Source organism: Streptomyces flavusporus (assembly GCF_046267975.1).
Classification (GTDB): domain Bacteria; phylum Actinomycetota; class Actinomycetes; order Streptomycetales; family Streptomycetaceae; genus Streptomyces; species Streptomyces flavusporus.
Genome location: NZ_CP176503.1, coordinates 9,842,084 through 9,867,560 on the forward strand (window position 1 = coordinate 9,842,084; position 25,477 = coordinate 9,867,560).

Sequence of the window (25,477 nt, forward strand, 5' to 3'; positions counted from 1 at the left end):
GCAGCACACCGCCGGACGGCGGGCCCTGACCCCGCCGTCCGGCACCCCCACCCGCTCCATCTGACGCACACCGCCCAGTCGAAGGGTCGATCCGCCATGGCAAGAATCCCCGCCACCAGCCGCAGAGCACTGCTGTTCGGCGCCGCAGCCGTTTCCTCCGGCGCGCTGCTTACGGCCTGCACCAGCAACGAGCCCACGAACCGGGAAGCGGCCACGGACAACGCCGCCCCGGTCGCGGACGACAAGCCCGGAAAGCCCGTCACCATCGGCTTCGCCGGCCCGCAGGCCGACCACGGCTGGCTCAACGCCATCAACGACAACGCCAAGTCGCGTGCGGAGAGATACTCCGACGTCACGCTGGAGATCACCGAGGGCTCCAACGACACCGCCCAGCAGATCGGCCAGATCGAGACCCTCATCAACAAGAAGGTCGACGTGCTGGTGGTGCTGCCCGCCGACGGCAAGGCGCTCACCCAGGTCGGGCTCAAGGCGATGCGCGCGGGCATCCCGGTCGTCAACCTCGACCGGATCTTCAACTCGCCGCAGGCGTACCGCTGCTGGATCGGCGGCGACAACTACGGCATGGGCCTCAACGCCGGCCACTACATCGGCGAGCAACTCAAGGACAAGCCGAACGCCCGCGTCGTCGAACTCGCAGGGCTCGACAACCTGGAGCTGACCCAGCAGCGCACCCAGGGCTTCGACGACGCCCTGAAGAACTACCCCAACATCAAGAAGGTGGCCCGCCAGGCGGCCGACTTCACCGTCGAGTCCGGCCAGGCCAAGATGGCGCAACTGCTCCAGGCCCAGTCGAAGTTCGACGCTCTGTGGAACCACGACGACGACCAGGGCGTGGGCGCGCTGCGCGCCATCGAGCAGGCCGGCCGCGACGACTTCCTGATGGTCGGCGGAGCGGGTGCCAAGTCCGCGATGGACGCCATCAAGGCCGGCAACAGCGTGCTCAAGGCGACCGTCCTGTACCCGCCGACGATGGCCGCCTCCGCCATCGATCTCGCCCGGGCGCTCGGCCAGGGCAAGGGCGTCGGCGGCCTCGCCGAGTTCGAGATCCCGTCCTCGCTGACTCTCTACTCGGCCGTGGTCACCAAGGACAACGTCGACCAGTACCTGCCGACCGGCTTCATCTGACCGGTCCGGGCCTCGTGCCCCATGAACACAGCGATGAGTCAGTGACACTCCGACGAGGAGGAATCCGTATGGAACAGAGGGACGGTCGGACCACACCGCCGGCACTCGGCGTGGGCATGGTCGGCTACGCGTTCATGGGCGCCGCGCACTCACAAGGATGGCGCACCGTGGGGCACGTGTTCGACCTGCCGCTGCGACCGGTCCTGGCCGCGATCGCCGGCCGCGACGCGCACGCCGTGCGGGCGGCGGCCGACAAGCACGGCTGGGCCGCGGCGGAGACCGACTGGCGCGCCCTCGTGGCCCGCGACGACGTGCAACTCGTCGACATCTGCACACCGGGCGACAGCCATGCGGAGATCGCGATCGCGGCCCTGGAGGCGGGCAAGCACGTGCTGTGCGAGAAGCCCCTGGCCAACTCGGTCGCCGAGGCGGAGGCCATGGTCACGGCCGCCGAAGCGGCCCGTGCGCGCGGGCAGCTGGCCATGGTGGGCTTCAACTACCGGCGCGTGCCCGCCCTCGCCTACGCACGCCGGCTCATCGCGGACGGCAGGCTCGGTACGCTGCGCCACATACGGGTCAGCTACCTCCAGGACTGGCTGGTCGACCCCGACTTCCCGCTGACGTGGCGGCTGCAGCGGGAGCACGCGGGGTCGGGGGCGCTCGGCGACCTCGGCGCGCACATCGTCGACCTCGCCCAGTACCTGGCGGGTGACGTGCTGGTCGGGGTCTCCGCCCAGATGGAGACGTTCGTGAAGGAACGCCCCCGCGTCGACGGTGCCTCCGCCGGTCTGACCGCTTCCGGCGGCACCCGGCGCGGGCCGGTCACGGTCGACGACGCGGCCGTGTTCACCGGCCGGCTCTCCTCGGGGGCGCTCGCCACGTTCGAGGCGACCCGGATGGCGTCCGGGCGGAAGAACGCCCTGCGGCTGGAGGTCAACGGCGAGTTCGGTTCGCTCGCCTTCGACCTCGAGCGGCTCAACGAGCTGTCCTTCCACGACCACCGGGAGCCCGCCGCCACGGCCGGGTTCCGCAGGATCGTCGTCACCGAGGCCGAGCACCCGTATCTGGAGGGCTGGTGGCCGCCGGGCCACGCGCTCGGCTACGAGCACAGCTTCGTCCACCAGGCCCGCGACCTGGTCGAGGCCATCGCGTCCGGTACCGACCCGATGCCGTCGTTCGCCGACGGTCTGCAGGTGCAGCGGGTGCTCGCCGCGGTGGAGGAGAGCGCGCAGAAGAACGCCGTCTACACCCCTGTCCAGGTCGCCGAGGCCGAAGTCCGGTAGAGATCCGGCAGGAATCCCGATCGGAGGCGCCATGTCACGCCCGTTCACCCTGTTCACCGGTCAGTGGGCCGATCTGCCGTTGGAGGAGGTCTGCCGGCTGGCCCGCGACTTCGGCTACGACGGCCTCGAACTCGCCTGCTGGGGCGACCATTTCGAGGTCGACAAGGCCCTGGCCGACCCGTCCTACCTGGCCGGGCGGCACGCCCTGCTGGAGAAGTACGGCCTCCGCTGCTGGGCGATCTCCAACCATCTCGTCGGCCAGGCCGTCTGCGACAACCCCATCGACGAACGGCACCAGGGCATCCTGCCCGCCCGCATCTGGGGCGACGGGGAGCCGGAGGGCGTACGCCGACGGGCCGCTGCCGAGATCAAGGACACGGCGCGTGCCGCGGCCGCCTTCGGCGTCGACACGGTCGTCGGTTTCACCGGATCGTCGATCTGGCATCTGGTGGCGATGTTCCCGCCGGTACCGGAACGGATGATCGAGCGCGGCTACGAGGACTTCGCGGAGCGCTGGAACCCGATCCTGGACGTGTTCGACGCCGAGGGCGTCCGTTTCGCCCACGAGGTCCATCCCAGTGAGATCGCCTACGACTACTGGACCACCCGACGCGCCCTGGAGGCGGTGGACAACCGGCCGGCTTTCGGGCTCAACTTCGACCCCAGCCACTTCGTCTGGCAGGACCTGGACCCGGTCGGCTTCCTCTACGACTTCCGGGACCGGATCTACCACGTCGACTGCAAGGAGGCCCGCAAGCGTCTGGACGGGCGCAACGGGCGGCTCGGCTCCCATCTGCCATGGGGCGACCCGCGGCGCGGCTGGGACTTCGTCTCCGCCGGGCACGGCGACGTCCCCTGGGAGGACGTGTTCCGGATGCTGCGTTCGATCGGTTACGACGGTCCGATCTCCGTGGAGTGGGAGGACGCCGGCATGGACCGCCTCATGGGTGCGCCGCAAGCACTCGCCGATCTGAAGCGGTTCGACTTCGACCCGCCCTCGGCGTCCTTCGACGCCGCCTTCGCTGGCGGCGACACCTAGGGCACCGGCCAGGCCAAGGCCCGGTGGCGGGAGAGCCGCCGGGCCGGTCCGGGCTGCCCGGACACGCCTTTGTCCTCGACATGGAAAAAGTTCGACTTCCTTGTTGCGCAAGGTCTTTCCGTCGAGGACGAACCGGGCTACGGTCCCCTCTCGTGCACAGGAGCTACAGGTGGGTTCGCAAGTGACAGCACATCACAGCTCACCTTCCCTCGTTCGACCGGCCTACGGAGGACATCCGTGCACAGCACAGAGTCAAGGGCACCCAAGGACCCCGCACTTCTCACCGGCGGCCTTCTCGCCGCCGACTCGCTCGCCGTAACCGCGCCGACCACGAGGCTGCCCTCCTAGGCCGCGGCCAAAGCCCGCCCACATGCCGGCGATGGGCGGGGAGGCCCTCCGAGCCCCCGCCCACCGCCCTCCACCCACATCGGAACATCGCCATGGCAGGGAGGCAGTCCGTGAACAACGACGGGAACGCATCGCAGCCCCGGACCGGCGGGCGGACCGCACGCACCGGTGTCTGGTTCGTCGGAGCCCGCGGATCGGTGGCCACCACCGCCGTCGCCGGATGCGCGGCGGTCACCGCCGGACTGCATCCGCCGACCGGCATGGTCACCGAGACACCACCGTTTCACGGCACCGGCCTGCCGCCCCTGGACTCACTCGTCTTCGGCGGCCACGACACCGCCGACTGCCCGCTGCCAAAGCGGGCCGAACACCTCACCGGCGCGGGCGTCCTGCCGCACGGCCTCGCATCCGCCGTACGCGCCGAACTTCAGGCCGCGGACGAGGAGATACGGCCCGGCGGCCCGCTCCCTGGTGACACGTGCAGCGACGAGGAACTCATCACCCACTTCGCCGCCGACCTCACCTCGTTCCGCGTGCGCAACGCACTGGCGCGGGTGGTCGTCGTCAACGTCTCCTCCACGGAGCCGCTGCCCGCGCCCGACGCCGTACGGCTGCCGCCCAGCTCCCTCTACGCGGCCGCCGCCCTGCGAGCCGGCTGCCCCTACGTCAACTTCACGCCGTCCACCGGGCTGCGCACCCCGGTCCTCAGGGACGCCGCCGCGGCCAGTGGACTTCCCCACGCGGGCCGTGACGGCAAGACCGGCCAAACGCTGCTGCGGGCCGTGCTCGCCCCGATGTTCGTCCAGCGCGCCCTGTACGTGCGGGCCTGGTCCGGCACCAACCTGCTGGGCGGCGGCGACGGGGCGGCGCTGGCCGACCCGGGGGCGGCCGCGGCGAAGAACGCCGGCAAGGAGCGCGTCCTGGCCGAAACCCTCGGGCACACGCCGGAGGGCGAGGTGCACATCGACGACGTGCCGGCGCTCGGCGACTGGAAGACCGCCTGGGACCACATCGCCTTCGAGGGCTTCCTCGGCTCGCGGATGATCCTCCAGACCATCTGGCAGGGCTGCGACTCGGCCCTGGCCGCACCGCTCGTGCTGGACCTGGCCCGCCTGGTCGCCCGCGCCCACGAGGCGGGCCTGTCCGGCCCGCTCCCGGAACTGGGCTTCTACTTCAAGGACCCCGACGCAGGTCCGTCGGGCCTCTCGGAGCAGTTCACCGCGCTGCTGACGTTCGCCGACCGCCTGCGGGAGGGGAAGTGATCCGCTCCCTCCTGTCCCGTCTCGCCCCACCCGCACCGGTGCCCGCCCCGAAGCCCACCCGACCCGTGAACGGTCAGGGCCCCGCGGGCGCCGCACCGAGGCGCGGGCGACGCGCGCGGCTGCGGGACTGGGCCGAACTGCTGCGTGTCTCCGCGCTGTTCACCGTGCCCGGTGACGCCCTCGCCGGCGCCGCGGCCGCCGGGCTGCGGCCCAACCGGGGCACGGCATACGCCGTGGGCGCCTCGCTCTGCCTCTACGAGGCGGGCATGGCGCTCAACGACTGGGCCGACCGCGACGAGGACGCCGTCGACCGCCCACAGCGTCCCGTCCCCTCCGGCCGTATCTCCCCGACGGCGGCGCTGGGAGCGGCCGGACTCCTGACCGCGGCGGGCCTGACATGCGCCGCCCGCGCCGGCCGCCCCGCACTCGCGGTGGCGACGGCCCTGACCGCCACAGTCTGGGCGTACGACCTCCGGTTGAAGCACACCCCCGCGGCCCCGGCGGCGATGGCCGCGGCCCGCGCCCTGGACCTCCTGCTCGGCGCCACGGCAACCATGTCGGCGCCCACCAAGACGCGGTCCGGCCGAGGAGCCGCCGGCACGGCACCGTCCGCGCGCGCTCGTGGCCCGCTGCCCCACTGGGGCGGGGCCACAGCGCCTCCCGCTGCCGGCCCGGCGCTCTCCGCCCCGGACGCCCGCACGCTGCGGGGCGAGGCCGGCGCCGGGGCCCCAATGTCCCGTCAGGGGCGCGGCTACGGGAAGGCATGGGGTGGGCCACCTCCCGCCACGCCCGGTGCCGCCCTGCGCGTCGCGGCCCCCGCCGCCGCGCTGGCCGCCCACACCTACGCCGTCACCGCCGTCTCGCGGCACGAGGCGCACGGCGGTTCGACGCTCACCCCCCTCGCCGCGCTCGGCGCGACAACAGCGCTCGGTCTGCTGTTGGCACGGATACGCGGGACGGCAGGGCTCGTCCCGGCGTTGCCGGCCGCCGCGTACGTCCGTACCGCCGCCATCCCCTGCCTGCACGCCGCCCTCAACCCGTCCCCGCCCCTCACGCAGCGCGCCGTCGGCGGCGGGATCCGCGCCATGATCCCGCTCCAGGCCGCCCTCGCCGCCCGGTCCGGGGCAGGAGTTACCGGGCTCGCCCTGCTGGGACTCGTACCCCTGGCCCGCACGCTCGCACGGAAGGTGAGCCTCACATGAGCCGTCAGCAGCGACTCCGCCTCGGTTACGGCACCAACGGCCTCACCGACCTCCGTCTCGACGACGCCCTCGGCCTGCTCGCGGACCTGGGCTACGACGGCGTCGGGCTCACGCTCGACCATATGCACCTCGACCCGCTCGCCCCCGATCTCGCCGCCCGTACCGCCCACGTCGCCCGCCGGCTCGGCGAACTCGGTCTCACCGCGACCGTCGAGACGGGCGCCCGTTACGTGCTCGACCCGCACCGCAAGCACGGTCCGTCGCTGCTGGAGGCGGACCCTGAGGGCCGTGCCGCCCGCACCCGGCTGCTGATCACAGCGGTCAGGGTCGCGGCGGACCTCGGGGCGCACGCCGTGCACTGCTTCAGCGGCATCACCCCGCCCGGCACCGACGACGACACCGCGTGGCAGCGCCTGGAGGAGGCACTCGTGCCCGTGCTCGACGCCGCAGCCGCCGCCGGCGTGCCGATCGCGATCGAACCCGAGCCGGGACACCTCCTCGCCACCCTCGCCGACTTCCATCACCTGCGCACCTTGCTCGGCAGCCCTTCTCCTCTCGGCCTGACCCTCGACATCGGCCACTGCCAGTGCCTGGAGCCGGCCCCGCCCGCCGAGTGCGTCCGTGCGGCCGCGCCCTGGCTGCGGCATGTGCAGATCGAGGACATGCGCCGCGGGGTGCACGAGCATCTGCCGTTCGGCGACGGCGAGATCGACTTCCCGCCCGTGCTGGACGCGCTCGCCGCCACCGGCTACCAGGGCCTCACCGTCGTTGAGCTGCCCCGCCACTCCCACGCCGGGCCTGAACTGGCCCGATCCTCCATCGAGTTCCTCCGGACCGCGGCAGCCACCGCCACGAAGGGAGCGCCGGCACCATGACGCAACCACCTCCCTGGACCCGCGGGGACATCGACGCGGCGCTGCCCGACGACACCGCGCGCGCCTGGTTCGACGAGGCGCTGGCCGACGCCGCGTGCGCGGCCGAAGCACCCCAGGCGGCTCCCTCCCCGTACCTCGCCCACACCTGGGAGCTGCGGTTCGCCGCCGCCGGGCGGCACTGCGGCCACAACAACGCGGACGCCGTCCGTACGCTCCTGCTGGTCGAGGCCCGGGCGGGACTCGAGACCCTGACCCGGCTCTACCAGCACGGCAGTGCTGCCGAACGCCGCGCCGTGCTCCGGGCGTTGCCGACTCTGGTCGAAGGGCCGCACGCCGTGCACCTCGTCGAGGATGCCCTGCGCTCCAACGACACCAGCCTTGTCGCCGCGGCCGTCGGCCCCTACGCCGCCGCCCACCTCGACCCGCACGCCTGGCGCCACGCCGTCCTGAAGTGCCTGTTCACCGGCGTCCCGCTCGACGCGGTCGCGAGCTTGGCGCAGCGGGCGGCCGGCGACGGCGAACTGGCCCGAATGCTCACCGACTACGCCGCCGAGCGGACCTCCGCCGGCCGCGACGTCCCCCACGATCTCGGTCGCGCGCTGACCCTGACGGGCGACAAGCCCAAGGAGCTTTGATGCGTATCTTCGACCCCCACATCCACATGACGTCCCGCACCACCGACGACTACGAGGCGATGTACGCCGCCGGTGTGCGCGCCGTCGTCGAGCCGTCCTTCTGGCTCGGCCAGCCCCGCACCTCCCCGGCCAGTTTTTTCGACTACTTCGACGCCCTGCTCGGCTGGGAACCCTTCCGCGCCGCCCAGTACGGCATCGCCCACCACTGCACCATCGCCCTCAACCCCAAAGAGGCCAACGACCCCCGCTGTACGCCGGTCCTGGACGCCCTGCCCCGCTACCTCGTCAAGGACGGCGTCGTCGCCGTCGGCGAGATCGGCTACGACGCCATGACACCGGCCGAGGACACCGCGCTGGCCGCCCAGCTCCAGCTCGCCGCCGACCACGGTCTGCCCGCCCTCGTCCACACGCCCCACCGCGACAAGCTCGCCGGGCTGCACCGCACCGTCGACGTCGTCCGCGAGTCGAAACTGCCCCTGGAGCGTGTGCTGCTCGACCACCTCAACGAGACGACCGTCGAGCACGCCAAGGACAGCGGCTGCTGGCTCGGCTTCTCCGTCTACCCGGACACCAAGATGGACGAGGATCGCATGGTCACGATCCTGAGGACGTACGGAACGGAGAAGGTCCTCGTCAACTCGGCCGCCGACTGGGGAAAGAGCGACCCGCTGAAGACCCGCAAGGTCGCCGACGCCATGCTCGCGGCCGGCTTCGGCGAGGACGACGTCGACCAGGTGCTGTGGCGCAACCCGGTCGCCTTCTACGGACTCAGCGGCCGTCTCCGGCTCGACGTCCCGAAGCCGGAGAGCCTGCACGAGGGCAACTCCATCCTGCGCGGCGGGGAGTGAGCCATGCGCTTCCGGCACCCTGACGGCTCCACCGTCCACCTCGCCTACTGCACCAACGTCCACCCCGCGGAAGCCCTCGACGGGGTCCTCGCCCAACTGCGCGACCACTGCGAGCCGGTCCGCAAATGCCTGGGACGCGACCGCCTCGGCATCGGCCTGTGGCTCGCCAAGGACGCCGCACGCGCGCTGATCACCGACCCGGTGGCGCTGCGGGAACTTCGGGTCGAGCTGGACCGGCGCGGCCTCGAAGTCGTCACGCTGAACGGATTTCCCTACGAGGGGTTCGGCGCGGAGGAGGTCAAGTACCGCGTCTACAAGCCCGACTGGGCCGACACCGAACGCCTCGCGCACACCACCGACCTGGCCCGGCTCCTGGCGGCGCTCCTGCCGGACGACGTCACCGAGGGGACCATCTCCACCCTTCCGCTCGCCTGGCGGACCGACTTCGACGAGCGCGCCGCCGCCACCGCCGGTGCGGCACTGACCACCCTGGCGCAGCGGCTCGACGCGCTTCAGGAGCTGACCGGCAAGTCGATCCGTATCGCCCTCGAACCGGAGCCCGGCTGCACGGTGGAGACAACCGCCGACGCGATCGGACCGCTCACCGCGCTGCCCGGCCACCGTATCGGCGTGTGCGTCGACACCTGCCATCTCGCCACCTCCTTCGAGGACCCGGAAACGGCGCTGGCCGCGCTCGACGCGGCCGGTGTCGGCGTCCACAAGGCGCAGCTCTCGGCCGCCCTGCACGCCGAGGAACCCCGTCTGCCGGAGGTCCGCGACGCCCTCGCGGCCTTTGCCGAACCGCGCTTCCTGCACCAGACCCGCACCCTCACGGCCGCCGGACTGCGCGGCACCGACGACCTCGGCGAGGCACTGGCCGGCGAGGCCCTGCCCGACGACGCGCCCTGGCGTGCCCACTTCCACGTCCCCCTGCACGCCCCGCCCGCAGCACCGCTCACCTCCACTCTGCACGTGCTCCAGGACGTGCTGACCCTGCTGGTGGGAGGCATGGAGCCGCGCACCCGTCATCTCGAGGTCGAGACCTACACCTGGCAGGCCCTCCCGCCCGAGCTGCGCCCGCGCACCAGGACCCAGCTCGTCGACGGCATCGCCGCCGAACTGGCCCTCGCCCGCGACCTGCTCACCGACCTCGGCCTGAAGGAACTGCCGTGACGGACGTGAAGGAACTGCCATGAGCGACAAGCGCCCCACCCCCCTTCTGGTCCTGGACGTCGTCGGCCTCACCCCCCGGCTCCTCGACCGCATGCCCCGCCTCAAGGCGTTGGCGGCCTCCGGCTCGCAGGCGAACCTGTCCACCGTGCTGCCGGCCGTCACCTGCGCCGCGCAGTCCACCTTCCTCACCGGCGTGCTCCCCGGCGAGCACGGCATCGTCGGCAACGGCTGGTACTTCCGCGAGCTCGGCGACGTACTGCTGTGGCGCCAGCACAACGGTCTCGTCGCCGGCGACAAACTGTGGGACGCCGCCCGCCGTGCCCACCCCGGCTACACGGTGGCCAACATCTGCTGGTGGTACGCCATGGGCGCCGACACCGACATCACCGTCACCCCCCGTCCCGTCTACTACGCCGACGGCCGCAAGGAACCCGACTGCTACACCCGCCCGCCGGCCCTGCACGACGAACTCACCGAGAAGTTCGGCACGTTCCCCCTCTTCCATTTCTGGGGACCGGGCGCGGACATCGTCTCCAGCCAGTGGATCGCCGACGCGACCCGCCACATCCTGCGCACCCGCCGGCCCGATCTGGCCCTGTGCTACCTGCCACACCTCGACTACGACCTGCAGCGCTACGGCCCCGACGACCCCCGCTCCCACCGCGCCGCCGCCGAACTCGACGCCGTGATCGGCCCGTTGCTCGACGAGGCCCGCGCCGAGGGCCGCACGGTCGTCGCCCTGTCCGAGTACGGCATCACCCGCGTCAGCCGCCCCGTCGACATCAATCGCGTCCTGCGGCGGGCCGGTCTGCTCGAGGTGCACTCGCAGGACGGCATGGAGTACCTCGACGCGATGGCGTCCCGTGCCTTCGCCGTCGCCGACCACCAGATCGCGCACGTCTACGTCCGCCGGCCCGAGGACCTCGCGGCCACCCGCGAGGCACTGAAGGACCTGCCGGGCATCGCCGAAATCCTCGACGACGACGGCAAGAAGGCCAACGGGCTCGATCACCCGCGCTCCGGGGAACTGGTCGCGGTCGCCGAACCGGACGCCTGGTTCACGTACTACTACTGGCTCGACGACGCCCGCGCCCCCGACTTCGCCCAACTGGTCGAGATCCACCGCAAACCCGGCTACGACCCCGTCGAGCTGTTCATGGATCCCGAAGACCCTTACGTGCGGCTCAAGGCGGCCAAGGCGGTGGCCCGCAAGAAGCTCGGCATGCGCTACCGGCTCGCCGTAGTACCCCTTGACCCTTCACCCATTCGCGGTAGCCACGGCCGCCTCCCCACGAGCGACGAAGAAGGTCCGCTCGTCCTGGTCTCCACCCCCCGCGCAGTATCCGGCCGCGTAGCGGCCACCGAAGTGAAGTCCCTGCTCCTGCGGCTCGCCGGCCTCTCCTGAGGCGGCAGCCGTCAGGCACCCGCAGCACCGTGACAACGAAAGAGAGAACCACTGTGACCGCGTTCAACGACGAAGCCGTCACCGCCGACGCCCTGCGCCGCACGCTAGGCGTCAGCCGCCGCCGTTTCCTCAGCACCTGCACGGCCGCCGCGGCCGCGGCGATCGCTGCCCCCGTCTTCGGCGCCGCGCCTGCGCTGGCGCAGGACGGGGCCGAAGCCGCCGGCGAGGACCGGGGCCGTTCCGCTCTGGTCCCGCCGCACAAGCGCGGCATCATCCTCTACACCGTCCGTGACGCGACGGGCCGCGACCCGCTGGCCACGGACCTGCCCTCCGGTTTCCGCGAGGTGTTCCGGCAGCTGTCGCGCTTCGGCTACCGCCAGGTGGAGTTCGCCGGCTACCGCCAGCACGCCAACGCGCCCGGCGGCGCGAACCTGGACACTGTCGAGGGCGCGAAGCGCTTGCGCTCCTGGCTCGACGAGTACGGCCTGCGGGCGCAGGGCAGCCACGGCTTCATCCCGGGCTCCTGGCCGCTGACCCCGTCCGACCTGGACACGTTCAAGCGCTACCTGGAGATCGCCAACATCCTCGGCATGGAGCACATGGGTACCGGTGGCGACCCCACCGGCAGCTCCTACCGGGCCGACTGGGACGTCGCCGCGGAGAAGTGGAACACCCTGGGTGCCATCGCCCGCCGCGAGGGCATCAAGCTCTACACCCACAACCACGACAGCGCCTACGACTTCCTGCTCGACGGCGGCCCGCTCGACGCCCAGGGCCGGCCGACCCGCAGCTCCGGCATCCGGAAGCTGGAGTACTTCCTGGAGGTGACGGACCCGAAGAGCGTCTATCTGGAGCTGGACATCTTCTGGGCGCACGTGGCCCGGTACAAGTTCCACACGTACACCGCCCACGACGGCTCGCAGCGTGAGCAGGTCTTCGACCCGGCCGGTCTCGTGGTCCGCAACACCAACCGCTTCCCGCTCTTCCACGCGAAGGACGGCGTGGTCAACCCCCAGAGCGGCCTGGGCTACGACATGGTGCCGTTCGGCACGGGGGACATCGACTACCGGAAGTTCTTCACCCGGGTGGGTGCGAAGAACTACCACAACCCGATGGTCGAGCAGGACAACGCGCCGAGCGCGAGCGCTCCCGGCCAGTCCCTGGAGTTCGCCCGGATCGGCTACGACAACCTCGCGGCCCTGCACGCGCGCAACTGACTGAGCGTCACCCGCATCGCCCGCCCAGGGCCTTGGCGCGGGGCGGGCCTCCGGGTGTGCCCGAAAAAATCTGAAATGCCAGGACAAACTTTCCCTGAAAAGGTTGAAACTTTGTCCTTGACGAGTCGAAAGTGGGCGCTCTAGCGTCCAACTCACGTACTTCGCACGGCTTTTCACCCGCCTTCACCCTGTAGCGGCCGGCCGGGGGCCAAGCCCCCAAGCCTTTGCAGCCGTCGACCGGACCAAAGGAGTTCTGAGTGCGCAACAGACGGATCGTCACCCTCGTGGGGGCGGCTGCGCTGGCGGGAGCCGTCGGGCTCCTGCCCCTCTCCGCAGCCCAAGCCGCCAAAACGGACGCCGCACCGCCGACCCCGTCGGACTTCCAGAAGGTCACCCTCAACGACCGCCCGGGCGAGCCCATGGCCCTCGCCGTCCTGCCGGACCGGCGGGTGCTGCACACGGCGCGCACGGGAGAGGTCCGCATCCACGACCCCGAGAGCGGCGTGAACTTCCTTGCCGCCGACCTGAAGAAGAGCCCCGCCGGGCTCTACCAGCACGACGAAGAAGGCGTGCAGGGCATCGCCGTCGACCCCGGCTTCGCCAAGAACCACTGGGTCTACCTCTACTACTCGCCCCGCCTCGACACCCCCATGGACGACCCGGCCACCGCGGGCGTCAACGAAGGGGACGCACCGCAGTTCGGCACGGCCGAGGAATTCGCCAAGTACGAGGGCGTCACGCGACTGTCGCGGTTCAAGCTCGAGGGCAACAAGCTCGACTTCGACACCGAGCAGAAGATCCTCGACGTCCCGGCCGACCGCGGCATCTGCTGCCACGTCGGCGGCAAGATCGACTTCGACCACAAGGGCAACCTCTTCCTGTCGACCGGTGACGACTCCAACCCGTTCGCCTCGGACGGCTACGCCCCGGTCGACGACCGCCCCGACCGCAACCCGGCCTACGACGCGCGGCGCACCTCGGGCAACACCAACGACCTGCGCGGCAAGGTCCTGCGTATCAAGGTCAAGCGCGACGGCGGCTACGTCATACCGGACGGCAACCTCTTCGCGCCGGGCACCCCGAAGACCCGCCCCGAGATCTACGCCATGGGTCTGCGCAACCCGTTCCGCTTCGGCGTGGACGACAAGACCGGCGAGGTCTACGTCGGCGACTACTCGCCCGACGCCCGCAACGCGAACCCCGACCGCGGCCCCGGCGGCCAGGGCCGCTGGATGGTCATCGACCGCCCCGCCAACTACGGCTGGCCGTTCTGCGTGACCCAGGACCTGCCGTACCACGACTACGACTTCGCCACCCAGAAGTCGAGCGGCGCGTTCAACTGCGCCAAGCCGGTCAACGACTCCCGCTACAACACCGGCCTGAGCGAGCTGCCGCCGGTCACGGACGCGGAGATCGTCTACGGCTACGGGGCCTCCGAGGCGTTCCCGGAGCTCGGCACGGGCGGCATCGGCCCCATGGGCGGCCCGGCGTACCGCTACGACAAGCGGAACACGGCCGAGAACCGCTGGCCCGAGTACTTCGACGGCAAGCCGCTCTTCTACGAGTGGACCCGCGACCAGATGAAGGCCATCACCCTCGGCAAGAAGAACGAGGTCAAGAAGATCGAGGACGCGATCCCCTCGATCACGACGGACGGCCCGATCGACGCCGAGTTCGGCCCGGACGGCGCGCTGTACGTCCTCGAGTACGGCACCGGGTACTTCGCGGAGCTGCCCGAGGCCCAGCTCTCCCGCATCGACTTCACGCGAGGCAACCGCACCCCGGAGCCCAAGGTCGCCGCGGACGTGGTCAACGGCACCAGCCCGCTGACGGTCCAGTTCTCCAGCGCCGGCACGAAGGACGCCGACGGTGACGCCCTCAGCTACGCCTGGGACTTCGACGCCGACGGCACCGTGGACTCCACGGAGGCGAACCCGAAGCACACGTTCACCAAGAACGCCGTCTTCGACGCCACGCTGAAGGTCACCGACAGCACCGGCCGCTCGGCCTCCGCGTCGGTTCCCGTCGTGGTCGGCAACAAGGCGCCGGTCGTCTCGCTCACGACCGACCCGGCTCCGCACGGCGGCACGGCGTTCCACTGGGGTGACACGGTCACCTGGAAGGTCACCGTCACCGATGACCAGCCGGTGGACTGCTCGAAGGTCACCGTCTCGTTCATCCTCGGCCACGACTCGCACGGCCATCCGCTGTCTTCGAGCAACGGCTGCTCGGGATCGTTCAAGACGTTCGTGGACGGCGGTCACGCCGGTGCGGACAACCTCAAGGCGGTCTTCAACGCCACCTACAAGGACACGCCCCCGGACGGCCTGCCGTCCCTCTCGGGCAGCGCCGAGGTCGCGCTGACACCGGCCGACTGACCGGCGGCCAAGACACAGAGGCGGGGCGCCATCCCCTGGGGACGGCGCCCCGTCGCCACTCCTGCGACGTCTCGTCCCGCTCGCTGCCCCCCGGAGGCCAGGCACCCACCGGCCAGCGGCGCGGCGGTGCGCAGCGAAGCCTCCAGGGCAACGCCCTGGGTGGCACCGCCTGTTTGACTGTGAGAGGCACCTCGTTGTCGGAGGAGGACGGTGCGACGCCCACGGGCAGCCCGCCTCCGCCAAGCCCGACGCCAAGGGCAACACGACCATCGGCGACACCAGCGACAGCCCGCTGCCGGATCAGACGGACTCGGGAGACGCTGACGCTCGCGCGACAGGCACCTACTAGGTACCATCGGATGCATGCCATCCCTGAACGTGTCTTTCACCGACGAGGAACTCGAGGGCGTACGGGCCGCGGCCGCTGCCGAGGGCAAGAGCCTCAAGCAATACCTCCATGACCTCGGCGTCCGCGAGATGCAGCGCAAGCAGTTCATCGCCGGCGCCACCGGATGGGCCGACCGGCTGCGCGACGAGTTCGACCAGGCCTTCCCCGACGAGGTACCGCCCGCCCCACGCGGCAACGGAGCCGCTGCCGCCTGATGCACCTCTATATCGACGTCTCCTGGCTGCTCGATGTCCAGGAGACCGCGCTCGGTCATGACGACCTCACCGTCATGGACTACTCCGCGCTGGTGGCCGCCGTCGCCCGCCACAAGACCCGGCTTCCCACTCTCGCTGCGGCCGACCCGGACGCGGCCTGGCGTGCGGCGGCTCTGATGCACACCATCGTGCGCCTGGAGCCCCTCCCGCACCGCAACAGCCTGTACGCCGCGTTCATCGCCGCCCAGTACATGGACCAGTCCGGCGAAGGCATCGACCCCCCCTATGGCGCCCTCTCCGACCTCGTCCGCAAGATCCGCGACACCCGCATCGGGGTGCAGGACGTCGCCGACCAGCTGCGTGCCTGGAAGCTTTAGAGTCCTGCCCGCTTGGCCGATTGTCTGCCCCGTAACGGCCCCAGCCGCACGGAAGACGGAGCCGGTCACACCCCTACCGTTGTGACCGAATGAGGTGGGCCGGTTCTGCCACTCGGACATCCCGTCCATGACCTTGTCGGTGATGGTCGAGATGGTCTGCCTGGACACGCTCGCGCCACAGACCTCGGCCAGGTGGGCGGAGATGTCTCCGTGCGTCAGACCCCGCGCGGACAGCGACAGGACCATTTCGTCGACGCCGGTCAGCCGACGCCGGCGCTTCTTGACGATCTGCGGCTCGAAGCTGCCGTCCCGGTCCCGCGGCACCGTGATCTCGACGGGACCGACGTCGGTCAGCACGGTCTTGGAGCGGACACCGTTGCGGGAGTTCCCGCTGCCAGCGCCGGCCGGGTCATGCTTCTCGTAGCCGAGGTGGTCGGTGATCTCGCCTTCCAGAGCCGACTCCAGCACGCGTTTGGTCAACTGCTGAAGCAGTCCGCCCTCGCCGGTCAACTGCAGTCCGCTCGCGCGGGCCCGGTCGACCAACTGCCCGATCAACTGGTCGTCCAGTAGATCCGCCGACAGCTCGACCGGCCGGACCTCTTCAACCGCCTCGACAGAGGCAGTCACGTCGCTCATCAGGTGCTCTTCCTTGATCAGGAGTTACATCGAAGACCGTACAGACCCGTTCCTGCGGCGAGCCGAAGATCTCATGGGCTGCCCTTCCGCACCGGGGGCACTAGACGATCACGAAAACCGGCGTCAGGGCGTCGGAGTTCGTGATGTTGCTGGTGAGCGTGGGTCTGGGCACTACGGATGATGGGCGCCTGGGCTCGGCGTGTCCACGGCCAGCACCTGGCCGGTTCGTGTCCCGTCGGTCGCGCTTTGCAGCCCCTGCCACCGTCATGAACAGTGTCCGGCCGTCGGCGTCCCCCAACGCACAGGAGACGCACCCGCGGTCGAGATCGACTGTCTGCAGTACCTTCCCGCCTTCTCGTATGCGGACGCAGCGCTTGTTGGGGACGTGCGCGCACCAGACCGCGCCTTCGTCGTCGAGGCAGATGCCGTCAGAGGCGGAGGCGTCGAGGCCGGCCCAGACCCGGCGATTCGACAGGCCGGAGAGGATCGCGTTCACGATCTCCCGCATCCCGGGCGCCCTGATGACCGCCGACCCTGTGTCAACGGTGCCGCCCTTTCCGGTGGGCACCGGCACGATCAGCGCCCACTGCTCGTCCAATAAGTCGCGCGGGTACGGCTTGCGTTCACTCAGCCCGCAACACCACCAGCAGACCACCGGCTGTGGACCAGCCATCCGCACGCACCCGCACGATCAGGCGACACCAGAGTCACTCAAATACCCACGCTCACCTTGTCGGTCAGAGAGGTGTACAGCTCGGGGAGACGGTCGCGTAGATAGCGGCAGTCGGCCACGAAGGCCGGGGCGACGTCGCCAAAGGCGGGCTCCTTGTGCCCGACGGGGCGGGGTGAAAACGGTGTAATCCACGGATTCACCGGATGGTGTAGGTAAGCAGCCGTTTAGGCGTTTCGCCGTTCCTCCCCGGTGATGCTCGGGGAAGCGGCCGTCGCCTTCCGGGGGAACGTTGTCCGTGACCTTGGCATGCCCGGCCGCACGCACCATCCGACCAACAGAGACGAGTCATCGTGCATTTGACTCCGCATGAGCAGGAACGCTTGCTGATCCACGTCGCGGCCGACGTGGCACAGAAGCGCCGCGACCGGGGGCTGCTCCTCAACTACCCGGAGGCCATGGCCCTGTTGACCGCTCACGTCTTTGAGGCGGCACGTGGCGGGAAGAACGTCAGCGACGTCATGGATTCGGGCCGGCAGTTGCTCACCCGCGCCGACTTGATGGCCGGCGTCCCGGAGATGATCAACATCGTCCAGGTGGAGGCCACCTTCCCGGACGGCACCAAGCTGGTGACGATCCATGACCCCATCCCGGAGGCCACGGAGGAGCCCGTGGTCCACCCGGGCAAGATCGAGCACCCCCAGCCGGCGCGCAAGCCGGGCTGCCCGGTCGACTGCGACGACTCCGACTCGTCCACGTGCTGCGACGAATGCGATGACGCCGCGACCTGGCACGCGTCGATCTTTTTCAACAAGGACCTGCAGGACGACAAGGAGACCGCGCAGAAGCCGCAGAAGAAGAAGATCAAGGTCAAGAACAAGTCCGACCGTCCCATCCAGGTCGGCTCCCATTACCACTTCGCCGAGGTCAACCCCGGCCTGAAGGTGATCGCGGGCTCCTCCAGCAATACCGGAGACCAGGAGCTCTTGACGTGCGATGAGGCGAAGGGGCGACGGCTGAACATCGCCGCGGGCAAGTCCGTGCGGTTCGAGCCAGGAGACGAGTGCTGGGTCGAGCTTGTGGAGTTCCAGGGCAAAGCCAAGGGCCGCAAGGTCAGCGAGATCAAGGGACTACGCAAGGAGACCGTCGATGAGCCGTAATCAGCGTGCCAGCAACGAGCTGAAGCGGTCGGAGTACACGGCCCTGTACGGGCCCACCGCCCAGGACCGTGTCCGCCTTGCGGACACCGATCTCGTCGTCGAGATCGAAGCCGACTGGGCCGGCGGGCCGGAGCACAGCGGCAACGAGATGATCTTCGGTGGCGGGAAGGTGATCCGGGAGTCGATGGGCATGTCCCACATCCCGAGGGACGGGCTCGACGGCGCGGATCCCAAACCCGTGGACACGGTCATCACAGGTGCGTTGATCCTCGACTGGTGGGGGGTGGTCAAGGCCGACGTCGGCATCAGGGACGGCAACATCGCTGCCATCGGCAAGGCGTACAACCCCGAGACGATGGACGAGATCCCGGACTTCAAGCTGCCCACTCGAAGCTCGGTGACGGGTGAGGCGACGCCGCCGTGGGATCAGGGCAACGACGCCGAGCGGCGGTGGGAGCCGGGCAACTTTGTGGTCGGCCCGAGCACCGAGGTGATCTCCGGCAACGGCCGGATCCTCACCGCGGGCGGTGTGGACACCCACGTTCACTTCATCTGCCCGGAAGAGATCCACGAGGCGCTGGCCTCGGGCGTGACCACTCTCATCGGTGGCGGCACCGGCCCCGCCGAGGGCAGCACGGCCACCACCGTGACACCGGGGTCGTGGCACATCACCCGGTTGTTCGAGGCCCTGGACGAGTTCCCGGTCAACATCGGTCTGCTCGGCAAGGGCAGCTCGATGGAGAAGAAGGCGCTGTTGGAGCAGGTGGATGCCGGTGTCATCGGTCTCAAGGTGCACGAGGACTGGGGTGCCACACCCGCTGTGATCGACATGGCGCTGGAAGTCTGCGAGGAAAGGAAGATCCAGCTCGCTCTGCACGCCGACTCGTGCAACGAGTCCGGATTCCTGGAGAGCACCAAGGCTGCCTTCAAGCGTGAGGGCGAAGAGGCTCGCTCTGTCCACATCTTCCACGTCGAGGGTGCCGGAGGCGGCCATGCTCCGGACATGATCGAGTTGGTCAAGGAGCCGAACGTCCTGCCGGCCTCGACCAACCCCACCCGCCCGTTGACGGTGAACACCGTCAAGGAGCACGTCGACATGATGGTCGTGTGCCATCACCTCAACCCGAGCATTCCGGCGGACATGGCCTACGCGGACTCCCGCATCCGGCCGTCCACCATGGCCGCGGAGGATCTCCTCCACGATATGGGCGCCATCTCGATGATGTCCTCGGACGCCCAGGCGATGGGCCGCATCGGCGAGATGATCATGCGTACCTGGCAGACCGCGCACGTCATGAAGGGCCGCTACGGCGCACTGGCCCAAGACCTGAAGTACGCAGAGCTTCGAGCAGAGGCAGCGAAGAATGCCGCCCAGGCCGCAGCCGACCAGGGCGGGGCAGACCGCCCTGTCGAGGCGAGCGCGGTACTGCCGAACGACAACTTCCGCGCGCGACGGTACGTCGCCAAGTACACGATCAACCCGGCGCTCACGCACGGCATCGACGGGACCGTCGGTTCCGTCGAGCCAGAGAAGATGGCAGACCTGGTGCTGTGGGAGCCGAAGTTCTTCGGCGTCAAGCCGCACCGGATCATCAAGGGCGGCCAGATCGCCTGGGCGCAGACCGGCGATGCCAATGCCTCGATCACGACGCCGCAGCCCTACCTGCCGCGGCCGGTCTGGGGCGCCACCGGCCGTGCTCCCAGGAGCAATTCGGTGAACTTCACTGCCCCGGGCGTGGCCGAAGAACTGAACATCCTCCACGTCGACACCGTCAAGGACGACGACACCGCGGTCACGACGAAGGTGAAGACGGAGGGGCGCGGACTCCGGAAGGACTTCGTCGACATCAGCGAGCGCATCCGGGAGATCGGGAAGACGGACATGCTGCTGAACGACTGGGTGCCCGAGGAGGCCACGGACCTCGAGGTCGACCACGACACCTTCGAGGTCACCATCGGCGGCGCGACGACGAACGACGCCCACACCAAGATCAAAGGTCAGACGGTGCCGCGCGCCTACGTCAACGAAGTGCCCATGGCGCAGCGGTACTTCCTCTTCTGAGACCTCTGATCCGACCCCAGCCCGCCGTGGGCGCCGATGCCACGGCCGGACCCCGGGCGGGCACCATGTGACCGCTCGGGAAGCCGCCTCACCACCTTCGATCCTGTGAAAGGCAGCCGCTCGCCCATGAGCCGCGCAGCCCTGCTCCTGCTGGCCGACGGCCGCTTCCCCGCCGGCGGGCACGCCCACTCCGGCGGCGCCGAAGCCGCCATCGCCCACAAAGCCGTCCACGACACCGACAGCCTGGAGGCGTTCTGCCGCGGCCGACTGCACACCACCGGTCTCACCGCGGCCGGGCTGGCCGCCGCAGCCGCCGCCGGATGTGACCCGCTGCTGCTCGACGACGCCGCCGACGCGCGCACTCCCGTGCCCGCGCTGCGTGCCGTCGCCCGCAGGCTCGGCCGACAGATGATGCGCGCAGCCCGTGCCACCTTCCCGTCGACCGAACTCGAACACCTGGCCGCCACACGCCCCCAGGGCGCCCACCAGCCCATCGTTCTGGGCCTCGCCGCCCGCGCCGCCGGGCTCGCCCCGGTGGACGCCGCCCATGCCGCCGCGTACGAGACCATCGGCGGCCCGGCCACCGCCGCGGTGCGCCTGCTGAGCCTCGACCCACTCGACGCCTCCGGGCTCCTGGCCCGTCTTGGGCCCGAGACCGACGCCGTCGCAGCAGCCGCGGCCGACGCCGCGATGCGCGCCCTGGCGGAGGGCATCGACGCCCTGCCATCGGCCTCCTCACCCCTGCTGGACATCACCGCCCAGCAGCACGCCGCCTGGACCATTCGCCTCTTCGCCTCCTGAACCCGAACCCACCACTGCACAACGGAGTTGCCATGCACCTCGAGCACGCTGAGACCTTTCCCCAGCGGCACACGCGCAGCGCCGAGCCGCTCCGCCCCGACGGCAGCCGCCGCGCGCTGCGCGTCGGTCTGGGCGGTCCCGTAGGCTCCGGCAAGACCGCGACCGTCGCCGCACTCTGCCGCACCCTGCGCGACCACTGGCAGATCGCCGCCGTCACCAACGACATCTACACCCGCGAGGACGCCGAATACCTGCTGCGCGAAGCCGTCCTGCCGCCCGAGCGCATCACCGCCGTCGAGACCGGCGCCTGCCCGCACACCGCGATCCGCGACGACATCTCCGCCAACCTCGAAGCCGTCGAACACCTCGAAGAGACCCTCCAGCCCCTGGACCTCGTCCTCGTCGAGTCCGGCGGCGACAACCTGACCGCCACCTTCTCCAAGGGCCTTGTCGACGTACAGATCTTCGTCATCGACGTGGCCAGCGGCGACGACATCCCCCGCAAAGGCGGCCCCGGCATCACCACCGCCGACCTCCTCATCATCAACAAGACCGACCTCGCCCCGCACGTCGGCGCCGACCTGGAAACCATGGCCGCCGACGCCAAGCGGCAGCGCGGCGACCTTCCCGTCGTTTTCACCGACCTCACCTCCGACGACGGCATCCGCGACGTCGCCGACTGGGTCACCGGCCACCTCGCCCAGTGGCACGCCGAGGCAGCCGCCGTATGAGCCCCGCCTCCCAACTCGCCGCAGGCCGCGTCCCCGCGGCCGGCGGCGGCCCAGTGCCCGCCGGGCACCCGCACGGCGTACGGGCCACGGCTAGGATCCGAGCCGCGCACAACGGGCGCGTCACCACCCTCCCGCAGCTGCACAGCGACGGCCCCTTCCACCTGCGGCGCGTACGCACCGATGGCCCCGCCGCCACGGTGGGCATCATCGGCGCGATGAGCGCCCCGCTCGGCGGCGACCGGCTCACCCTCGACATCACCGCCGAGGACCGCGCCGAACTGGAGGTCACCACGGCCGCCGCCACCCTCGCCCTGCGCGGCCCCACCACCGACCCGGCCACCTACGACGTACGGCTCACCGCCGGCGAACACGCCCACCTGCGCTGGCTGCCGCAACCCCTCATCAGCGCCGCCGGCAGCAACCTGCGCCAGACGTACACCGTCGAACTCGCCGCCAGCTCACGGCTGGTACTGCGAGAAGAGCAGCTCCTGGGCCGCGCCGACGAGGAGCCGGGCCACCTCGTCAGTCGCATCCTGGTCCACCGAGCCGGGCGCCCGCTGCTCGACCAGCAAACGGCGTACGGAGTCCCAGAACCAGGCTGGGACGGCCCGGCCGTCCTGAACGAGCACCGCGTCACCGGCCAACTCCTGCTCGTCGACCCACGCCTCGACGTCCGACGAGACCCCGTACTCCTCGGCAAAGGCACCAAGGAAGGATGCGCCATCCTCGCACCGCTGGCAGGCGGCCCGGCCCTGCTTGCCACCGCCGTCGCACCAACCACCTCGACGCTGCGGGAACTGCTCGACGAGGCGCACGCACACGCCCTCGCCCGCTAGCGCGGACGGGCTGCCGCCCCCGGAGGGCGGCGGCCCGCCGTGCGCCACCGTCCGTGGCATGCAGGCGTTCACCGCGACTCTCGATGCCTCACCTTCTGTCACCGAGACCGATCGCGGAGAATCACCGATTGCTCACCACCCACCGGCACTGCCACTGCTCACTGTGCCCGGATTCCGATGTTCCCCCAGGAGCCAGTGCTCACGAAGTCGCGGACCCTACACACCGGCAAGCCACGTCAGCAGCTGCCGGAATCGCGGTTGTGGGTGATGGCGTGGCTACCGGCGCAGTCCGCCGAGGATCTCGACCTGCGGCAGTGGGAGCCCTGCCAGGGCGTGTGTGGTACTCGGGCAGCGTGACCCGCCGGACTGATAAGGATCTCGGGATATCGCGGTCTCAGCGCCCGCGGGTATCGGGAGTGCCCGGCCGACCTTGGGTTCCCTCAACGGCGGGCGATATAGCCACTCTCAGCCCATCCAGTCCGTCGGCATGCGCTGAACGCGAGCTGGGTGAAGCTGGTGCCATGGCCGAACGTCGCGTGATCGTGTCCCCGCCCACGGAGACCGGCGGCCGGCCTGTTCAGGTTGACGGCGAGACGCTGGGCACGGCGTACAGTCTGCACGACCAGCTCCAGGATGTGGCCGTGCTTGTTGCCGATACGAGGGTTGGCCTCGTCCGGGCCGAACTTGCTGGTGGCACCGCGGTCCTTGTTGTTGGTCAGGGCGACGTAGACGCGGCCGGTCTGCGGGTGGGGCTCGACGTCCTCGGGGCGTCCATCTTGGTGGCGCCCATCTTGTCCGCGCGAGGCGCGTGAAGACTTACACCTCCTCCGCGGTCATGCCGGGCACGTGCGACGTCGAACCCGTGGCGAGCGGAATCCACTCGCCCATGCCGTCGAACTCTCCGTCGGCGGGCAGCTTTCCGCTGCCGTCGATCTCGGCGGCCGGGCTTGTCAGCAGGAACGGTGTGGTGGCGGTGATACGCCGGTTGAGTACGTCGCCGACCACCGGCCACAGGCGTCCCGCGCGGCGGTCTTCGCGTACGACCAGGACGGTCAGCCCGTGCGCGGCCCAGGCGATCTCGGCCTGTTCGCGGGTGGGATTGTCGGGGTCGTGGCCGTAGAACATGACCTGCTCGCTGGTGTACTCGTGGTTCACCACGAGTAGTTTCCGGCCGTGGCGGGGGGCAGGTCCAGCAGCGCCATGTAGTCGTTGTTGTATCCGAACTGTCCGGCCTGGGCTTTGGCGCTCTGGTTGCGGGCGTTGAAGCGCGGAGCGCCGGGCAGGACTGGGTCGCCCCAGCGGATGACGACCTGCTGGCTGTAGCCCTTCGGGACGGTGACAGCGTCCGTCGTGTTCGGCGGGACCGGCGTGAAGTCCAGACGACGCGGCGGACGGCCGGTGCGGTCGCCGGTCTGTTCGGGCACGGTTGCCTCCACGCAGCTCTTCGAGGACTCCATGAACGCCGTACCGCGCGCCCTGCGCGACGGCGCCTTCGCGCTCGGCTCGTCCCGGATGCAGGTCTCCACCCGGGTCGTGTTCCCGGCCGCCCTGTCCGGCATCGTCGCGGCGATCGTGCTGGGCATCTCCCGGGCGATCGGCGAGACGATGATCGTCGCCGTGGCCGCGGGCGGGCGCCCCAACCTGTCCTTCAACCCGCTCGAAGGCATGCAGACCATGACCGCGTTCATCGCCGCGGCGGGCATCGGTGACCAGCCCACCGGGTCCCTCGGCTACAAGACGATCTTCGCGGTGGGCCTGCTGCTGTTCGTCATGACCCTGGTGATGAACCTGGTCAGCATTCGCCTGGTGCGCAAGTACCGGGAGGTGTACGAGTGATGAGTTCTCCCACCGCCGACCGCGACCTCGCCGTGGACGTTCCCGAGGTGCGCCGTCTCAAGGGCCAGGGCACGCCGTGGCGGGAGCGGTTCTTCCAGCTCAGCCTGTGGGCCTCGCTCGCCGTGGGCGTGGTCTTCCTGGCCTCGCTCCTGATCTACGTGGTCGTCGAAGCCTGGCCCCGCCTCGACTCCCGGATCTGGACGAACTTCCCGGACATCATCGACCCTGCCAACGCCGGCGCCCAGTCGGCGATCATGGGCACGATCTGGGTGATCGCCTTCACCGCGCTGTACTGCCTGCCGACCGGCATCCTCACCGCGATCTACCTGGAGGAGTACGCCGACCCCAACCGCTGGTACAACCGCGCGATCGAGATCAACATCCAGAACCTGGCGGCCGTACCGTCGATCGTCTACGGCATCCTCGGCCTCGGTGTCATCTCCCGCGGCCTCGGCTTCGGACAGACCGTCATGACCGCATCGCTCACCCTGTCGCTGCTGGTGCTGCCCGTCGTGATCATCTCCTCCAGGGAGGCGATCCGTGCCGTACCGCAGTCGATTCGGCAGGCGTCCCTCGCGCTGGGCGCCACCCGGTGGCAGACCATCTGGCGCCAGGTCCTGCCGGCCGCGGTGCCCGGCATGGCGACCGGCTCGATCCTCGCCCTGTCCCGGGCGATCGGTGAGGCCGCGCCGCTGCTGCTGCTCGGCGGGCTGACGTTCATCACCTTCAACCCGACCGGCGTGCAGAGCCCGTTCACCGTCCTGCCGATCCAGATCTTCAACTGGATCAGCCAGTCCCGCGCCGAGTTCGTCTCGCTCGCCTCCGCCGCGATCGTCGTCCTGCTGGTGATCCTGCTGGCCATGAACTCCCTGGCGATCTGGCTGCGCAACCACTTCTCCCGCCGGTGGTGAGCCCCGTGACCGACCCGACCAGCCGCCCCGAGATGCCCGTTTC

The 25,477-nt window shown here is 70.2% G+C and carries 22 protein-coding genes and 3 pseudogenes; 22 read left to right on the forward strand and 3 right to left on the reverse strand.

The features are described 5' to 3' along the window. The first annotated feature begins 96 nt into the window (after positions 1-96). From ACKTSN_RS46520 to ACKTSN_RS46585, 14 genes are all read left to right on the forward strand, one after another. On the forward strand, positions 97-1,146 hold the full coding sequence (locus ACKTSN_RS46520) for a substrate-binding domain-containing protein (RefSeq protein ID WP_409474577.1): 1,050 nt from the start codon (positions 97-99) through the stop codon (positions 1,144-1,146). A gap of 68 nt (positions 1,147-1,214) precedes the next feature. Next, the gene (locus tag ACKTSN_RS46525; RefSeq protein ID WP_409474578.1) at positions 1,215-2,429 is read left to right on the forward strand and encodes a Gfo/Idh/MocA family protein; all 1,215 of its coding nucleotides are present in this window, start codon (positions 1,215-1,217) and stop codon (positions 2,427-2,429) included. 31 nt (positions 2,430-2,460) lie between these two features. Beyond that, positions 2,461-3,468 (forward strand): sugar phosphate isomerase/epimerase family protein, encoded by a 1,008-nt coding sequence (locus tag ACKTSN_RS46530; RefSeq protein WP_409474579.1) that lies wholly within the window; start codon positions 2,461-2,463, stop codon positions 3,466-3,468. A gap of 458 nt (positions 3,469-3,926) precedes the next feature. Continuing rightward, the gene (locus ACKTSN_RS46535; protein WP_409474580.1) at positions 3,927-5,078 is read left to right on the forward strand and encodes an inositol-3-phosphate synthase; all 1,152 of its coding nucleotides are present in this window, start codon (positions 3,927-3,929) and stop codon (positions 5,076-5,078) included. After that, positions 5,075-6,280, forward strand: coding sequence for a UbiA family prenyltransferase (locus tag ACKTSN_RS46540; RefSeq protein WP_409474581.1), 1,206 nt, complete (start codon positions 5,075-5,077; stop codon positions 6,278-6,280). Before ACKTSN_RS46535 ends, ACKTSN_RS46540 begins: the two co-directional genes overlap by 4 nt. Further along, positions 6,277-7,155, forward strand: coding sequence for a sugar phosphate isomerase/epimerase family protein (locus ACKTSN_RS46545; protein WP_409474582.1), 879 nt, complete (start codon positions 6,277-6,279; stop codon positions 7,153-7,155). Before ACKTSN_RS46540 ends, ACKTSN_RS46545 begins: the two co-directional genes overlap by 4 nt. Further along, the gene (locus tag ACKTSN_RS46550) at positions 7,152-7,790 is read left to right on the forward strand and encodes an EboA domain-containing protein (RefSeq protein ID WP_409474583.1); all 639 of its coding nucleotides are present in this window, start codon (positions 7,152-7,154) and stop codon (positions 7,788-7,790) included. Before ACKTSN_RS46545 ends, ACKTSN_RS46550 begins: the two co-directional genes overlap by 4 nt. Further along, positions 7,790-8,638, forward strand: coding sequence for a TatD family hydrolase (locus ACKTSN_RS46555; protein ID WP_409474584.1), 849 nt, complete (start codon positions 7,790-7,792; stop codon positions 8,636-8,638). Before ACKTSN_RS46550 ends, ACKTSN_RS46555 begins: the two co-directional genes overlap by 1 nt. Positions 8,639-8,641: 3 nt before the next feature. Further along, positions 8,642-9,811, forward strand: a complete 1,170-nt coding sequence (gene eboE, locus ACKTSN_RS46560) for a metabolite traffic protein EboE (protein ID WP_409474585.1) — start codon at positions 8,642-8,644, stop codon at positions 9,809-9,811. A 19-nt stretch (positions 9,812-9,830) separates the two neighbouring features. Next, complete coding sequence (locus ACKTSN_RS46565) at positions 9,831-11,216, forward strand: nucleotide pyrophosphatase/phosphodiesterase family protein (RefSeq protein WP_409474586.1); 1,386 nt, start codon at positions 9,831-9,833, stop codon at positions 11,214-11,216. A 53-nt stretch (positions 11,217-11,269) separates the two neighbouring features. Next, positions 11,270-12,433: a sugar phosphate isomerase/epimerase family protein gene (locus ACKTSN_RS46570; protein WP_409474587.1), complete on the forward strand. Its 1,164-nt coding sequence runs from the start codon at positions 11,270-11,272 to the stop codon at positions 12,431-12,433. A 257-nt stretch (positions 12,434-12,690) separates the two neighbouring features. After that, positions 12,691-14,811 (forward strand): PQQ-dependent sugar dehydrogenase, encoded by a 2,121-nt coding sequence (locus tag ACKTSN_RS46575; RefSeq protein WP_409474588.1) that lies wholly within the window; start codon positions 12,691-12,693, stop codon positions 14,809-14,811. Between the two features lie 363 nt (positions 14,812-15,174). After that, positions 15,175-15,414, forward strand: a complete 240-nt coding sequence (locus ACKTSN_RS46580; RefSeq protein ID WP_409474589.1) for a hypothetical protein — start codon at positions 15,175-15,177, stop codon at positions 15,412-15,414. Next, entirely contained in the window at positions 15,414-15,791 is a 378-nt protein-coding gene (locus ACKTSN_RS46585) for a toxin Doc (RefSeq protein WP_409474590.1), read from the forward strand. The genes ACKTSN_RS46580 and ACKTSN_RS46585 overlap by 1 nt, the downstream gene beginning before the upstream one ends. A gap of 96 nt (positions 15,792-15,887) precedes the next feature. Here ACKTSN_RS46585 and ACKTSN_RS46590 read toward each other — a convergent pair. Both ACKTSN_RS46590 and ACKTSN_RS46595 read right to left on the reverse strand, forming a co-directional pair. After that, a pseudogene (locus ACKTSN_RS46590) lies at positions 15,888-16,427 on the reverse strand (transposase); the annotation flags it as partial. 100 nt (positions 16,428-16,527) lie between these two features. After that, positions 16,528-17,100, reverse strand: coding sequence for an SMP-30/gluconolactonase/LRE family protein (locus ACKTSN_RS46595; RefSeq protein ID WP_409474591.1), 573 nt, complete (start codon positions 17,098-17,100; stop codon positions 16,528-16,530). Between the two features lie 350 nt (positions 17,101-17,450). Between ACKTSN_RS46595 and ACKTSN_RS46600 the strand changes: the two are divergent. From ACKTSN_RS46600 to ACKTSN_RS46625, 6 genes and pseudogenes are all read left to right on the forward strand, one after another. Next, positions 17,451-17,747, forward strand: a pseudogene (locus ACKTSN_RS46600) (urease subunit gamma); the annotation flags it as partial. Between the two features lie 21 nt (positions 17,748-17,768). Next, positions 17,769-18,257, forward strand: coding sequence for an urease subunit beta (locus ACKTSN_RS46605; RefSeq protein ID WP_409475104.1), 489 nt, complete (start codon positions 17,769-17,771; stop codon positions 18,255-18,257). Then, positions 18,247-20,319, forward strand: coding sequence for an urease subunit alpha (locus tag ACKTSN_RS46610; RefSeq protein ID WP_409474592.1), 2,073 nt, complete (start codon positions 18,247-18,249; stop codon positions 20,317-20,319). The genes ACKTSN_RS46605 and ACKTSN_RS46610 overlap by 11 nt, the downstream gene beginning before the upstream one ends. 126 nt (positions 20,320-20,445) lie before the next feature. Continuing rightward, positions 20,446-21,120 carry an urease accessory protein UreF gene (locus ACKTSN_RS46615; protein WP_409474593.1) on the forward strand — a complete coding sequence of 225 codons (675 nt, stop codon included), beginning with the start codon at positions 20,446-20,448 and terminating at the stop codon, positions 21,118-21,120. A gap of 32 nt (positions 21,121-21,152) precedes the next feature. Continuing rightward, entirely contained in the window at positions 21,153-21,851 is a 699-nt protein-coding gene (gene ureG, locus ACKTSN_RS46620; RefSeq protein ID WP_409474594.1) for an urease accessory protein UreG, read from the forward strand. Then, complete coding sequence (locus ACKTSN_RS46625; RefSeq protein WP_409474595.1) at positions 21,848-22,687, forward strand: urease accessory protein UreD; 840 nt, start codon at positions 21,848-21,850, stop codon at positions 22,685-22,687. The genes ureG and ACKTSN_RS46625 overlap by 4 nt, the downstream gene beginning before the upstream one ends. Positions 22,688-23,310: 623 nt before the next feature. Here the strand turns inward: ACKTSN_RS46625 and ACKTSN_RS46630 are convergent. Then, positions 23,311-24,084 (reverse strand): annotated as a pseudogene (locus ACKTSN_RS46630) (PhoX family protein); the annotation flags it as partial. Positions 24,085-24,142: 58 nt separating this feature from the next. Between ACKTSN_RS46630 and ACKTSN_RS46635 the strand changes: the two are divergent. Together ACKTSN_RS46635 and pstA are read left to right on the forward strand one after the other, a co-directional pair. Further along, positions 24,143-24,523, forward strand: a complete 381-nt coding sequence (locus ACKTSN_RS46635; protein WP_409474596.1) for a PstC family ABC transporter permease — start codon at positions 24,143-24,145, stop codon at positions 24,521-24,523. Beyond that, positions 24,523-25,434, forward strand: coding sequence for a phosphate ABC transporter permease PstA (pstA, locus tag ACKTSN_RS46640; protein ID WP_409474597.1), 912 nt, complete (start codon positions 24,523-24,525; stop codon positions 25,432-25,434). Before ACKTSN_RS46635 ends, pstA begins: the two co-directional genes overlap by 1 nt. The last annotated feature ends 43 nt before the right edge of the window (positions 25,435-25,477 follow it).

What these genes read in the sequence shown, in the direction of transcription:
- ACKTSN_RS46520 (WP_409474577.1), top strand. Translation starts at nt 97, where the DNA reads ATGGCAAGAATCCCCGCCACCAGCCGCAGAGCACTGCTGTTCGGCGCC.
- ACKTSN_RS46525 (WP_409474578.1), top strand. Translation starts at nt 1,215, where the DNA reads ATGGAACAGAGGGACGGTCGGACCACACCGCCGGCACTCGGCGTGGGC.
- ACKTSN_RS46530 (WP_409474579.1), top strand. Translation starts at nt 2,461, where the DNA reads ATGTCACGCCCGTTCACCCTGTTCACCGGTCAGTGGGCCGATCTGCCG.
- ACKTSN_RS46545 (WP_409474582.1), top strand. Translation starts at nt 6,277, where the DNA reads ATGAGCCGTCAGCAGCGACTCCGCCTCGGTTACGGCACCAACGGCCTC.
- ACKTSN_RS46550 (WP_409474583.1), top strand. Translation starts at nt 7,152, where the DNA reads ATGACGCAACCACCTCCCTGGACCCGCGGGGACATCGACGCGGCGCTG.
- ACKTSN_RS46555 (WP_409474584.1), top strand. Translation starts at nt 7,790, where the DNA reads ATGCGTATCTTCGACCCCCACATCCACATGACGTCCCGCACCACCGAC.
- eboE (WP_409474585.1), top strand. Translation starts at nt 8,642, where the DNA reads ATGCGCTTCCGGCACCCTGACGGCTCCACCGTCCACCTCGCCTACTGC.
- ACKTSN_RS46565 (WP_409474586.1), top strand. Translation starts at nt 9,831, where the DNA reads ATGAGCGACAAGCGCCCCACCCCCCTTCTGGTCCTGGACGTCGTCGGC.
- ACKTSN_RS46580 (WP_409474589.1), top strand. Translation starts at nt 15,175, where the DNA reads ATGCCATCCCTGAACGTGTCTTTCACCGACGAGGAACTCGAGGGCGTA.
- ACKTSN_RS46585 (WP_409474590.1), top strand. Translation starts at nt 15,414, where the DNA reads ATGCACCTCTATATCGACGTCTCCTGGCTGCTCGATGTCCAGGAGACC.
- ACKTSN_RS46595 (WP_409474591.1), bottom strand. Translation starts at nt 17,100, where the DNA reads ATGGCTGGTCCACAGCCGGTGGTCTGCTGGTGGTGTTGCGGGCTGAGT.
- ACKTSN_RS46610 (WP_409474592.1), top strand. Translation starts at nt 18,247, where the DNA reads ATGAGCCGTAATCAGCGTGCCAGCAACGAGCTGAAGCGGTCGGAGTAC.
- ACKTSN_RS46615 (WP_409474593.1), top strand. Translation starts at nt 20,446, where the DNA reads ATGAGCCGCGCAGCCCTGCTCCTGCTGGCCGACGGCCGCTTCCCCGCC.
- ureG (WP_409474594.1), top strand. Translation starts at nt 21,153, where the DNA reads ATGCACCTCGAGCACGCTGAGACCTTTCCCCAGCGGCACACGCGCAGC.
- ACKTSN_RS46625 (WP_409474595.1), top strand. Translation starts at nt 21,848, where the DNA reads ATGAGCCCCGCCTCCCAACTCGCCGCAGGCCGCGTCCCCGCGGCCGGC.
- ACKTSN_RS46635 (WP_409474596.1), top strand. Translation starts at nt 24,143, where the DNA reads ATGAACGCCGTACCGCGCGCCCTGCGCGACGGCGCCTTCGCGCTCGGC.
- pstA (WP_409474597.1), top strand. Translation starts at nt 24,523, where the DNA reads ATGAGTTCTCCCACCGCCGACCGCGACCTCGCCGTGGACGTTCCCGAG.